At 66.0% G+C, this 11,667-nt stretch carries 11 protein-coding genes; 5 read left to right on the top strand and 6 right to left on the bottom strand.

Annotated features, from left to right (window positions below; all coding sequences use genetic code 11):
• Positions 1 to 7 precede the first annotated feature (7 nt).
• A complete protein-coding gene (gene mnmA / locus GQ651_RS05030) occupies positions 8 to 1,153 on the bottom strand; it encodes a tRNA 2-thiouridine(34) synthase MnmA (protein ID WP_160763093.1) in 1,146 nt (381 codons plus the stop codon).
• A gap of 130 nt (positions 1,154 to 1,283) precedes the next feature.
• Here mnmA and sciP point away from each other — a divergent pair, with 130 nt between their 5' ends.
• From sciP to recG, 4 genes are all read left to right on the top strand, one after another.
• Entirely contained in the window at positions 1,284 to 1,562 is a 279-nt protein-coding gene (gene sciP / locus GQ651_RS05025; protein WP_160763092.1) for a CtrA inhibitor SciP, read from the top strand.
• A 90-nt stretch (positions 1,563 to 1,652) separates the two neighbouring features.
• Positions 1,653 to 2,366 (top strand): response regulator transcription factor CtrA, encoded by a 714-nt coding sequence (gene ctrA / locus GQ651_RS05020; RefSeq protein WP_160763091.1) that lies wholly within the window; start codon positions 1,653 to 1,655, stop codon positions 2,364 to 2,366.
• 92 nt (positions 2,367 to 2,458) lie between these two features.
• A complete protein-coding gene (ligA, locus tag GQ651_RS05015; RefSeq protein WP_160763090.1) occupies positions 2,459 to 4,582 on the top strand; it encodes an NAD-dependent DNA ligase LigA in 2,124 nt (707 codons plus the stop codon).
• Positions 4,579 to 6,669: an ATP-dependent DNA helicase RecG gene (gene recG, locus GQ651_RS05010; protein ID WP_160763089.1), complete on the top strand. Its 2,091-nt coding sequence runs from the start codon at positions 4,579 to 4,581 to the stop codon at positions 6,667 to 6,669. Before ligA ends, recG begins: the two co-directional genes overlap by 4 nt.
• A gap of 436 nt (positions 6,670 to 7,105) precedes the next feature.
• On the opposite strand, the gene GQ651_RS05005 is transcribed toward recG, so the two are convergent.
• On the bottom strand, positions 7,106 to 7,558 hold the full coding sequence (locus GQ651_RS05005) for an iron-sulfur cluster assembly scaffold protein (RefSeq protein ID WP_160763088.1): 453 nt from the start codon (positions 7,556 to 7,558) through the stop codon (positions 7,106 to 7,108).
• A 65-nt stretch (positions 7,559 to 7,623) separates the two neighbouring features.
• On the opposite strand from GQ651_RS05005, the gene hisI reads away from it, so the two are divergent.
• Positions 7,624 to 7,983, top strand: coding sequence for a phosphoribosyl-AMP cyclohydrolase (gene hisI, locus GQ651_RS05000; protein ID WP_160763087.1), 360 nt, complete (start codon positions 7,624 to 7,626; stop codon positions 7,981 to 7,983).
• Positions 7,984 to 8,077: 94 nt separating this feature from the next.
• Here hisI and gluQRS read toward each other — a convergent pair whose 3' ends face one another.
• From gluQRS to GQ651_RS04980, 4 genes are read right to left on the bottom strand one after another with little or no spacing between them, the layout of a single operon-like run.
• Positions 8,078 to 8,971, bottom strand: coding sequence for a tRNA glutamyl-Q(34) synthetase GluQRS (gene gluQRS / locus GQ651_RS04995; RefSeq protein ID WP_160763086.1), 894 nt, complete (start codon positions 8,969 to 8,971; stop codon positions 8,078 to 8,080).
• Positions 8,968 to 9,582 (bottom strand): class I SAM-dependent DNA methyltransferase, encoded by a 615-nt coding sequence (locus GQ651_RS04990; protein ID WP_160763085.1) that lies wholly within the window; start codon positions 9,580 to 9,582, stop codon positions 8,968 to 8,970. Before GQ651_RS04990 ends, gluQRS begins: the two co-directional genes overlap by 4 nt.
• A gap of 4 nt (positions 9,583 to 9,586) precedes the next feature.
• The gene (trmFO, locus tag GQ651_RS04985; RefSeq protein WP_160763084.1) at positions 9,587 to 10,948 is read right to left on the bottom strand and encodes a methylenetetrahydrofolate--tRNA-(uracil(54)-C(5))-methyltransferase (FADH(2)-oxidizing) TrmFO; all 1,362 of its coding nucleotides are present in this window, start codon (positions 10,946 to 10,948) and stop codon (positions 9,587 to 9,589) included.
• A gap of 39 nt (positions 10,949 to 10,987) precedes the next feature.
• Positions 10,988 to 11,473, bottom strand: a complete 486-nt coding sequence (locus GQ651_RS04980; protein ID WP_160763083.1) for a hypothetical protein — start codon at positions 11,471 to 11,473, stop codon at positions 10,988 to 10,990.
• Positions 11,474 to 11,667: the final 194 nt, after the last annotated feature.

Genomic DNA, 11,667 nt, shown 5'->3' with positions numbered 1-11,667 from the left:
GGGACGGTCAGTACCCGCGCCAGATCCAGCCGCCGCCCAGCACGCGGCTGCCGCCGGTCTCGTAGAAGACGCAGGCCTGACCGGGCGAGACGCCCTCCTCGGGGCTGAGAAGCTCGACGGTGGCGTCCGTGTCGCTCAGGGGGCGGATCACCGCCTCGGCGGGCGGCCGGGTCGAGCGGACGCGGACCGAGACGTGCCATTCCGGCTGGCTGGTCAGGGGTGCGTCGCCCAGCCAGTTGATCTCGCGCACCGGCACCTGCCGGGTGGCGAGCATGTCCTTCGGGCCAACCACGACCTGTTTCGCGTCGACGTCGAGCTTCACCACGTAGAGCGGCTCGTCCAGTCCGCCGATGCCGAGGCCGCGCCGCTGACCGATCGTGTAATGGATGACGCCCTTGTGCGCGCCCAGAACGCGGCCGTCGGCATGGACGATCTCGCCCGGGTCGGCAGCGCCGGGGCGGAGTTTCTCGATCACGCTGGCGTAGTTGCCGTCCGGCACGAAGCAGATGTCCTGGCTGTCGGGCTTGTCGGCCACGGTCAGGCCGTGCTTTTGCGCAAGCGCCCGCGTCTCGGCCTTGGATTCGAGATGACCGAGGGGGAAGCGCAGATAGGACAGTTGTTCGGGCGTCGTGGAGAACAGGAAATAGGACTGGTCGCGCGCCTGATCGGCCGCCATGTGCAGTTCGGCGCCATTCACGCCCATCTTGCGCTGGATGTAATGGCCCGTCGCCATACAGTCGGCATCGAGGTCGCGGGCGGTCTCGAGCAGGTCCTTGAACTTGACCCGTTCGTTGCAGCGGATGCAGGGTACGGGCGTCGCGCCGGCGAGGTAGCTGTCGGCGAACTCGTCGATGACCGCGTCGCGGAAGATGTTCTCGTAATCGAGCACGTAGTGCGGAAAGCCCATTTCCTCGGCCACGCGGCGCGCGTCGTGGATGTCGATCCCCGCGCAGCAGGCGCCTTTCTTGGCCAGAGCCGCGCCGTGGTCGTATAGCTGAAGCGTGACTCCGATGACGTCGTAGCCTTCACGCGCGAGTTCCGCCGCCACGACGGAACTGTCGACGCCGCCTGACATGGCGACGACGACCCGTGTTTCCGAAGGAGGCTTCGGAAAACCGAGTGAATTCAGCGTTTCGCTGCGATCGAGCGCCATGACGGGGTCCATCTCTTAAGGAATTGCGCTGAAATATAGGAAAATGCAGTCCAGTCACAAGTCCCGCCTTCACCGCTGATTAAGTCCTCGGCGTCATAACGGGCCCCGGAAGGTAGCGAGGACGACGAAAATGTATCTGAAGAAGGTCAACGGGCCGCGCGCTGTCACGTTGCCGGACGGTACGGTCATGACGCGTGCCGACTTGCCCGATCCGTTGACGCGCCGGTGGGTCGCCAGCCGCAAGGCAGCGGTCGTGCGCGCGATCGAGGGCGGACTCATCACGCGGGAGGAAGCCATCGAAAGCTATGGTCTGTCGGATGAGGAGTTGTCAGCCTGGCACGCTGCGGTTGAGCAGCATGGCGAGGTTGCGTTGAAAGCAACATCTATTCAGCGCTATAGACAACTCTAGGTTGTTTCACTAAGATCACGACTGGTAACCGCCAATTAACCACTTGGCTGCAATGTGTACCCGACTTGGGCTGAATGCGGAGAACACGATATGCGCGTCCTTTTGGTTGAAGATGATCCCACCACTTCCCGCAGCATCGAACTGATGCTGACCCACGCAAACCTGAACGTCTATGCGACGGATCTGGGGGAAGAGGGGATCGACCTCGCCAGACTGTACGACTACGACCTGATTCTCCTCGATCTCGATCTGCCGGATATGGACGGCCACGAGGTGCTGCGCCAGCTTCGCATGTCGCGGATCGAGACGCCGATCCTGATCTTGACCGGCTCGGACGATACGGCGAACAAGGTGAAGGGCTTCGGCTTCGGGGCCGACGACTATCTGACGAAGCCCTTCCACCGGGAAGAGCTGGTCGCGCGTATCCACGCCATCATCCGCCGGTCCAAGGGCCATGCACAGTCGATCATCAAGACCGGTAAGGTCGCGGTGAACCTGGACGCCAAGACGGTCGAGGCCGAGGGCCGCGCGGTCCACCTGACGGGCAAGGAATACCAGATGCTGGAGCTGCTCTCGCTTCGGAAGGGCACGACGCTGACCAAGGAGATGTTTCTCAACCATCTCTATGGCGGCATGGACGAGCCGGAGCTTAAGATCATCGACGTCTTCATCTGCAAGCTGAGGAAAAAGCTCTCCGAGGCGACCGAAGGCGACAACTATATCGAAACCGTCTGGGGCCGGGGCTATGTGCTGCGTGACCCCGCGCCGGAAGAGCATCCTCAACGCATTGCCGCCTCGGCCTGAGGGCCGCGCCACCTCGCCCCGGGCGGCGGCGCGGGCTGGACGCCGCGCGGCGCCGCGCCTATCCATGCTGAAGATCGCCAGCAGGAGGGGCCATGAGCGACGAGCGGCGCGTATCCGACATGACGCCGGACGAGGCGCGGGCAGAACTTGAGCGGCTCGCCCGACTCTTGGGACAGGCGAACCTTGCCTATCACCAGGAGGACGCCCCCGAGATCAGCGATGCCGAGTATGACCGGCTGAAGCGGCGGAACGCCGAGATCGAGGCCGCGTTCCCCGAGTTGAAGCGGGACGATTCCCCGAGCGAACAGGTGGGCGCCGCACCCGCCGAGGGCTTTTCCAAGATCACCCATGAGCGGCCCATGCTGTCGCTCGGCAACGCCTTCACCGACGAGGACGTGACCGAGTTCATCCGGTCGGTCCGGAAATACCTGGGCCTGTCCGACGACGCGGCGCTTGCCGTCACCGCAGAGCCGAAGATCGACGGACTGTCTCTGTCGCTGCGCTATGAGGGTGGCGCACTGGTCCACGCCGCGACGCGGGGCGACGGGCGCGTGGGCGAAAACGTGACCGCAAACGCGAGGACCATCACGGATATCCCCGAACGCCTGACCGGTGCGCCCGACGTGCTGGAAGTGAGGGGCGAGGTCTTCATGTCCCATGACGACTTCAATGCGCTGAACTCGCGGCAGGCCGAGGCGAGGGCCAAGACCTTTGCCAACCCGAGAAATGCCGCTGCCGGATCGCTCCGCCAGCTCGACGCGAGTATCACCGCCGCGCGCCCGCTCGGCTTTTTCGCCTATGCCTGGGGCGCGCATTCCGAACCGCTGGCAGACACCCAGATGGGCGCGATCGAGCGGCTGGCCGCGCTCGGGTTCCGGACCAACGACCTGACCGCGCGCTGCGAGGGGGTCGACGATATCCTTGCGCATTATCGCGATATCGAGGCGCGGCGCGCGACGCTCGGCTATGACATCGACGGGGTCGTCTACAAGGTCGACGACCTCGCGCTGCAGGGGCGGCTCGGCTATCGCTCGACCACGCCCCGGTGGGCGATTGCGCATAAATTCCCTGCCGAGACCGCATGGACCCGGCTGGAAGCGATCGACATTCAGGTGGGCCGGACCGGCGCGCTCAGCCCCGTCGCGCGGCTGACGCCGGTGACGGTTGGCGGCGTGGTGGTCTCGAACGCGACGCTGCATAATGAGGATTACATCGCCGGGCGCGACTCGAACGGAGAGCCTATTCGCGACGGCAAGGATATTCGCGTCGGCGACTGGGTGAAGGTCTATCGCGCGGGGGACGTGATCCCCAAGGTGGCCGATGTGGATCTGTCCGAGCGGCCCGCGGATGCGGTGCCCTACGACTTTCCGACCGTCTGCCCAGAATGCGGAAGCGAGGCGATCCGCGAGCCGGGCGACGCGGTCCGGCGCTGTTCTGGCGGGCTGATCTGTCCGGCGCAGGCGGTGGAGAAGCTGAAGCATTTCGTCAGCCGCGCGGCCTTCGACATCGAGGGGCTTGGCGCGAAACAGGTCGAGCAATTCTTCGAGGATGGCTGGGTGCGGGAGCCCGCCGAGATCTTCACGCTGAAGAAGCGGTTCGGGTCGGGTCTTCAGCAGTTGAAGAACCGCGAGGGCTGGGGCGAGAAGTCGGCCAACAACCTGTTCGACGCCATCGACGAGCGGCGGCGCATCCCATTGAACCGGCTGATCTTTTCACTCGGTCTGAGGCATGTGGGCGAAGCGGCGGCGATGCTTCTGGCGCGGCATTACGGGACATGGGATGCCTTCGACGCCGCGATGCGGGCAGCAGTGGTGGACGAGGGCCCGGAATGGGAAGACCTGACCGGCATCGACGGCGTGGGTGCAGTCATGGCGCGGTCGCTCGTCACGACGATGCAGCAGGAGCGGGAGCGCGCCTCGATCGACCGGCTGATCGCGGAGCTGACCGAGGTCGAACCCGTCGCCTCGCCCCAGACCGAGGGCAGCCCCGTCGCGGGCAAGACGGTGGTTTTTACCGGCACGCTTGAGCGGATGACGCGGGCCGAGGCCAAGGCGCGGGCCGAGGCGCTTGGCGCCAAGGTCTCAGGGTCGGTCTCGGCCAAGACCGATATCGTGGTGGCGGGGCCGGGCGCGGGCTCGAAGGAGAAGAAGGCGCGGGAACTGGGCGTGACGCTTCTTGACGAGGACGCCTGGCTCGCCCTGATCGAGGGCGCATGACCGGGCGGCCGGAACGCCTGTTTCCGCTTTTCGCGGAGATCGAGACGCTTCCCGGTGTCGGGCCGAAGACAGCCAAGCTATTGGAAAAGCGTGATATTCGTACGCCGCGCGATATGCTGTTCACGCTGCCCTTCGCCGTGATCGACCGCCGGATGCGCGAGACCGTAACGGGGGTGACGCCTGGCGATCACGTGACCGTCGCCGTCGAGGTGACGCGGCACCATCCCGCGCGGCAGAAGGGGCGGCCCTACCGGATCGACGTGGCGGATGCGGGCACCTCCTTTCAGCTGGTTTTCTTTCATGCGCGCGAGGACTGGCTGAGAAAGCAGTTCCCCGAGGGCGAGGCCCGCGTGATCTCGGGCAAGCTGGAGTTGTTCGACGGGCTCTACCAGATTGTGCATCCGGACTACGCGGTCCGGCCGAACGAGGCGGGTGAGATCCCGGAATTCGAGGCGATCTATCCGCTGACCGAGGGTGTGTCGCAAAAGGTGATGGGCCGCGCGGCGGCGGCGGCTGTAGAGCGTGCGCCGGATCTGGAGGAATGGATCGACTCGTCGCTCGTCGACGCGCGCGAGTGGCCGGCCTGGGGCGAGGCGGTGCGCGCGGCGCATCATCCCGAGGGGCTGGCCGATATCCGCGCCGAGGCACCCGCGCGGGCACGGCTCGCCTATGACGAGTTCCTCGCGCATCAGCTGACGCTGGCGCTGGCCCGGCGCGAGCGGCGGCGGCAGAAGGGGCGGCCTTCGGTGGCGACGGGGCGGTTGCAAGGCAGGGTTCTGGCGGCGCTGCCTTATCGCCCCACTGGCGCGCAGGACCGCGCGATCCGGGAGATCACCGAGGATATGGCCGCGGATACGCGCATGAACCGGCTGCTGCAGGGCGATGTGGGCGCGGGAAAGACGCTCGTCGCCTTCATGGCGCTGCTGGTTGCTGTCGAAGCGGGCGGGCAGGGCGTGATGATGGCGCCGACCGAAATCCTCGCGCGGCAGCATCTGGCGGCGCTGACGCCTCTGGCCGAGGCGGCGGGGGTGGTGATCGAGCGTCTGACGGGGCGCGACAAGGGCGCCGAGCGGCGCGCCAAGCTGGAGGCGCTGGCGGCGGGTGATATCCATATCCTCGTGGGCACCCATGCGGTCTTTCAGGACGATGTGACCTTCCGCGACCTGCGCCTTGCCATCATCGACGAACAGCACCGCTTCGGCGTGGCGCAGCGCATGGCGCTTGGGGCCAAGGGGGAGAAGGCGGATGTGCTGGTGATGACGGCGACACCGATCCCGCGCTCGCTCAGCCTGGCGCAATATGGCGACATGGACGTGTCTGTGCTGGACGAAAAACCGCCGGGGCGGACGCCGGTCAAGACGGCGCTGACCTCAATGGGGCGGCTCAATGAGGTGGTCGAGCATCTGAGGGGCGCCATCGCCGAGGGTCGGCAGGCCTATTGGGTCTGCCCGCTGGTCGATGAAAGCGAGGTGGTGGACCTGACCGCCGCCGAAGAGCGGTTCAAGGTCTTGCGCGCGGCCCTGGGGGACGGTGCCGTCGGGCTGGTGCACGGGCAGATGCCGGGGCCGGAGCGGGATGCGGCGATGGCCGATTTCGCCTCTGGCAAGACCAGCGTGCTGGTGGCGACCACGGTGATCGAGGTGGGCGTCGATGTGCCCAATGCCTCGATCATGGTGATCGAGCGGGCCGAGCATTTCGGTCTGGCGCAGTTGCACCAGTTGCGGGGGCGCGTGGGCCGGGGGGCGGCGGCCTCGACCTGTTTGCTGCTCTATCAGTCGCCCCTCAGCGAGACCGGGCGGCGGCGGCTGGAGATCATGCGCGAGACCGATGACGGGTTTCGGATCGCGGAAGAGGACCTGGCGATGCGCGGCGCGGGCGATGTTCTGGGAACGGCGCAGTCGGGGTTACCGCGGTTCCGGATCGCGGATCTGGACACGCAGGCGGCGCTGATGGCGGTGGCGCGGGACGATGCGCGAAAGCTGATTTCCGAGGATCCGGGGCTGACCGGGCCACGGGGGCAGGCGGCGCGGCACTTGTTGTGGCTGCTGGAGGCCGACAAGGCTTTGGCCATGATTTCCGTGGGTTAGCGCGCGCGTTCCCTTTTGTTCCGGTTTGTTCTCAAAAAGTTCTTTACAGGCGTTCCGCCATATGAGAACAATATGAGAACAACGCAGCCCGCCCGCTGCCTGATCCAGAACGGAGTGACCGCCATGCAGGACATCAAAGACACCATCGCGCGTGATATTCCCGGCTTTGTTCAGGATTTTGCCGGTGCGGTTGCCTTGATCTCGATTCTGGTGGTGGCACTGAACCTGCCCAGCCTTCTCTGACATCCCTCTGCCTGCGGTCTGGAATGTCGGCACGCGCATCCTGTCCCCAATCGTGATGCGACCTGCCTGTCCCATTGGTGCTCTGTCCCGAGCCCGAGCCGACATTTGAACCAGATACGCCACTGACGCCGCCACCCCGTCCCGGGTGTGCGGCGTTTTTTTTGGTTTAGGGCGTTGTGCAAGGGCCTTGGGATCAGGCGCTTTTCTGGTTTTTCTCAATGTTGGCCATGGCCTCGGCCGTCGCCTCAAGCGCCAGCATGATCGAGGCGTGGCGGTTGCGGAAATCGCGCGCGGGGATCAGCACGTCATAGCCGTCGAAGGGCGCGTCGGGGACGTCGCCGCCAGAGGACAGCATCGCCTTGAGCTGGTCGCGGGCGGTCTCGATCTCGGCGCGGGTGCGGCCGATGACGTTGTGCCCAAGGATCGCGGCAGAGGCCTGACCAAGGGCGCAAGCCTTCACGTCCTGACCGAACCCGGTGATCCGTCCCTCGGTCACATCAACGTCCACCGTCACTGTGGATCCGCAGAGGGGCGAGCGTTTCTTGACCGTCGCGTCGGGTGCGTCGAGCCGCGCCGTCAGCGGGATGTCCGCAGCAAGTTCGAGGATGCGCCCCGAGTAGAGCTTGATCAGGTCGGTGTCGGCCATGTCTTTCCTTCCGGCAGGCCCCCCCTTATCTAGGGCGGACCCGCGATACTGCAAAGGACTGCCCCATGGCATTCGATCCCGCAAGTCTCAAGTTCACCCCGGACGGGCTGATCCCCGCCATCGCGCAGGATGCCGAGACGGGCGAGGTGCTGATGATGGCATGGATGAATGCGGATGCCGTGATGCAGACGCTGGAAACCGGGCGCGTTACCTACTGGTCGCGGTCGCGCCAGGCCTTCTGGGTCAAGGGCGAGACCTCGGGCCATGTGCAGGAACTATTGGATTTCCGCGTGGATTGCGACCGGGACTGCCTGCTGTTGCGCGTGCGTCAGACAGGCCCGGCGTGCCATACGAACCGGCGGACGTGTTTTTACACGGCTGTTCGGGACGATGACGAGGTCGAACTAATGAAGCCCGAAGTCTGAAGGCGTTCCGGGCCCGGGCAGCCCGCACCGGGTTTTGCGTTCGAGCCGAAGTCGAGAGCCAGCGCACTCCGGCCCACCTGCGAGCCTGAATGCCTCAAAGCCCGACCATGCGGCGGATGTCTTCGGGGCTTGCCCCCTCATCGCGGTAAAGCCGGATCGCGCGGGCGTCGTCGCGTTTGGCGAGCCGTTTGCCTGCCTCGTCGCGGATCAGCCGGTGGTGGTGGTAGATCGGCGTGGGCAGGTTCAGTAGCCGTTGCAGAGTGACGTGGATCGCTGTCGCCTCGAACAGGTCTTCGCCCCGGATGACGTGGGTGATGCCCTGCGCCGCGTCATCGAGTACCACCGACAGGTGATAGGACGTGCCCATGTCGCGGCGGGCGAGGACGACGTCGCCCACCTCGCGGGTCATATGCCGTGCGTCGATCTCCATGATCCCGCGCTCGCCGTTCGGGCCATGGCCGGTTTCCTCGAACTCTGCGACGCGCTCCGCGCCCGCCTTGCCGACGCGGTGGTCGAAGGCGCGGGCGACGGCCTGTCCCATGTCGAGGCGCAGCGCGACGTCGCGGGGCAGATCCATCTCTGGCGGCACGACCCAGCCGGGCCGGCAGGTGCCGGGGTAGATCACGCCGTCGGGGCCGAGGAGGGGCGCGCCCTCCTGCGGGGCGCTGGCGGCCTCGGCAATGTCGCGGCGGGTGCAGGTGCAGGGATAGAGAAGCCCCTGCCGCCAGAGCGAGGTGAGCGCGGCCTCATAAGCGTCCATGCGGTCGGACTGTCGGAGGACCGGGCCGTCCCAGATGATGCCGAGCCATGCGAGGTCTTCAAAGATCAGCTCTTCCCATTCGGGGCGGGCGCGGCTCTGGTCGATGTCTTCGATCCGGAGCAGGAAGTCTCCGCCCTCTGCGCGGGCCATGTCATGGGCGAGCATCGCGGAATAGGCGTGGCCCAGGTGCAGGGGACCCGTGGGAGAGGGGGCGAAGCGGGTTCTCACGTCCGTTTCAGGACATAGACGGTGGACATCATGCCCTTGGCGGGCAGGTGGGGACCGTGTTGCTCGAAGACCAGCTCGATGTCAGGCGCGAGGCAGGCGATGTCGAGCCGGTCGGTATAGGCGCGGTCGGCCAGCGTGGCGTCGTTGAAGGAAAAGGCCAGGAGGCCGCCTGCGCCGAGGGCGGCGATGAGAAGGTCCAGCATCTCGGGCGGGGCGGCGCCGTGGCCGACGACGCCGCAGGCGGACAGGATGGGGTAATCCGCGGGTTTGATGTGACCCAGCGTGCCGGGTTCGCCCTTCCAGACCTGCCGGTAGACGCCGCGCGCCTCGGCGCGGGCCAGCATCTCGGGCGAGATGTCGGTGCCGTCGATCACGTCGAATCCCACGGCCCTTAGCGCCATGCCGCAGAGCCCGGTGCCGCAGCCCACATCGAGCACGGGCTTTTCCACATTCGCGCCGGACTGCCTGAGCGCAAGGGCGAGGCGGGCAGGCGTGGCATAGCCCCAGGAGGCCACGTCGGCGTCATAGCTTTCGGCCCAGCCGGCATAGAGCCGCTGCGATTCCTCCGGGGTCAGCCGGGACCAGAGGTCGTCCTTGGGCGTCTCGCTCATGGGCTTACTCGGCGGCGCGGGCGGGCGCGCTGGCGGCAAGCCAGTCCTGCCAGTCGGTCTTTGCGCGGTCGGTATAGGCCTTGTAGCGGTCGCGGCGTCCGCGCCGTCCGCCCTTGGCGTCGATGGGCGGGAAGAGGCCGAAATTGACGTTCATCGGCTGGAAAGTCTTGGCGTCCGCGCCGCCGGTGATGTGCATGACAAGCGCGCCGGTGGCGGTGGTATGCGGGACCGCCGGCAGGGTCTGACCCGTGATCTCGGCCACGGCGAGGCGACCCGCCAGAAGGCCCATGGCGGCGGATTCCACGTATCCCTCGACACCGGTGATCTGACCGGCGAAGCGGATATTGGGGCGGCTTTTGAGGCGCATCTCGCTATCAAGGAGGCGGGGCGAGTTCAGGAAGGTGTTCCGGTGGATGCCTCCCAGACGCGCGAACTTGGCATCGTGCAGACCGGGAATCATTCGAAAAACATCGGTTTGCGCGCCGTACTTCATCTTGGTCTGGAAACCCACGATGTTGTAGAGCGTGCCGAGTGCGTTGTCGCGGCGAAGCTGCACGACGGCATATGCCTTTTCATCGGGCTTATGGGCATTGGTCAGGCCCACGGGCTTCATCGGGCCATGGCGGAGCGTCTCGCGGCCCCGTTCGGCCATGACCTCGATCGGGAGGCAGCCGTCGAAATAACCCGCCGTCTCGCCTTCCTTGAACTCGGTCTTGTCGGCCGCAATCAGCGCGTCGATGAAGGCCTCGTACTGGTCACGGGTCATCGGGCAGTTGATATAGGCCTTCTGCTCGGCCTCGGTGTCGCCCTTGTCGTAGCGGGACTGTTCCCAGGCGACGCCCATATCGATGGTCTCGGCATAGACGATTGGCGCGATGGCGTCGAAGAAGGCAAGGCTGTCCTGACCCGTCTCGGCACGTATCGCCTCGGCCAGCGCGCCCGAGGTGAGGGGGCCGGTGGCGATGATCCACTGGCCGTCCTCGGGGAGCTGCGTGATCTCGCCCGGCTCGACCGTGACGTTGGGGTGGGCCATCAGGCGTTCGGTCACGGCTTCGGAGAATGCCTCGCGGTCGACGGCAAGCGCGCCGCCAGCGGGCAGGCGGTGACGGTCGCCCATCTCCATGATGAGGCCGCCCGCCTGACGCATCTCCCAGTGAAGAAGGCCCACTGCGTTCTGTTCGTCATCGTCCGAGCGGAACGAGTTCGAGCACACCATCTCGGCCAGATTGCCGGTCTTGTGCGCGAAGGTCTCAACCTGAGGCCGCATTTCGTGGATGACGACGCGGATGCCGCGGTTCGCCGCCTGCCAGGCGGCTTCGCTGCCCGCAAGACCGCCGCCGATGATGTGAAGGGTGTTCTCTGCCATGGCCCGCGATGTAGCGCGTGTAAGGCGCTTTTGGAAGTGTCAGCGGACGCGGGCAAGGTCCTGGCGGAAGAGGTCGGGGTCGATCCGGCGGGTCCCTTGCGGCGGTGTCTTTGCGCGCGGGGTCGTTGGCGACTGGTCTGAGCCTGGGTGAGTTGCGGGCGCGCGGTCGGCATAGGTCATCACCAGCGCGCCGATCAGGGCCAGGTCGCGCCAGAAGGCGCCAAGCGCGTGGACTGGGGCCGAGATCATGCCGATATAGCTGGCCCAGAAGGTCAGAAGCGCCAGAAGAAGCGCGGCGGCGCGGCGCTGCAAGCCAATCACGATCATGGCGGAGAGGGTCAGTATCACGGCGCTGGTCAGCATTTCGGCAGCGGCAGAGGGCAGGAATGGGTCGAGGAGGGCCGACATGTCGGTGCCGGGAATCAGGTGAAGCGCGAGCGCGACGAACCAGGAGACGATCAGAAGCCGGACGGTGCTGTGGCCTGACAAAAGGGTGCGGGCGTCTCGGGTCGTGCGGGGCGTCATCAGGTGTTCCCGGTCATATGTGGGCTGACGTGCCCGGTCAGAACTCGACACCGAAGATCTTCGTGCGTTGAACAATAAACGCGGCTTCGACCTATTGTTTTGCGGTCGAAGATGGTCAGAGCTTGGAGGGATGGGGGAAAAGGTTGGGCTTATGCATGGCAAAAGAAGGGCGGCCCCATCGCCGCCCTTCTTCC

It is taken from the genome of Kangsaoukella pontilimi (assembly GCF_009830125.1).
Lineage (GTDB): Bacteria > Pseudomonadota > Alphaproteobacteria > Rhodobacterales > Rhodobacteraceae > Kangsaoukella > Kangsaoukella pontilimi.
The sequence above is the reverse complement of the archived record's forward strand: the minus strand, read 5'-3'. Positions and strand labels throughout refer to the sequence as shown.

Bases quoted from the DNA above. Each gene is read 5' to 3' on its own strand.
- mnmA (WP_160763093.1), bottom strand. From the start codon at position 1,153: ATGGCGCTCGATCGCAGCGAAACGCTGAATTCACTCGGTTTTCCGAAG.
- sciP (WP_160763092.1), top strand. From the start codon at position 1,284: ATGTATCTGAAGAAGGTCAACGGGCCGCGCGCTGTCACGTTGCCGGAC.
- ctrA (WP_160763091.1), top strand. From the start codon at position 1,653: ATGCGCGTCCTTTTGGTTGAAGATGATCCCACCACTTCCCGCAGCATC.
- ligA (WP_160763090.1), top strand. From the start codon at position 2,459: ATGAGCGACGAGCGGCGCGTATCCGACATGACGCCGGACGAGGCGCGG.
- recG (WP_160763089.1), top strand. From the start codon at position 4,579: ATGACCGGGCGGCCGGAACGCCTGTTTCCGCTTTTCGCGGAGATCGAG.
- GQ651_RS05005 (WP_160763088.1), bottom strand. From the start codon at position 7,558: ATGGCCGACACCGACCTGATCAAGCTCTACTCGGGGCGCATCCTCGAA.
- hisI (WP_160763087.1), top strand. From the start codon at position 7,624: ATGGCATTCGATCCCGCAAGTCTCAAGTTCACCCCGGACGGGCTGATC.
- GQ651_RS04990 (WP_160763085.1), bottom strand. From the start codon at position 9,582: ATGAGCGAGACGCCCAAGGACGACCTCTGGTCCCGGCTGACCCCGGAG.
- trmFO (WP_160763084.1), bottom strand. From the start codon at position 10,948: ATGGCAGAGAACACCCTTCACATCATCGGCGGCGGTCTTGCGGGCAGC.
- GQ651_RS04980 (WP_160763083.1), bottom strand. From the start codon at position 11,473: ATGACGCCCCGCACGACCCGAGACGCCCGCACCCTTTTGTCAGGCCAC.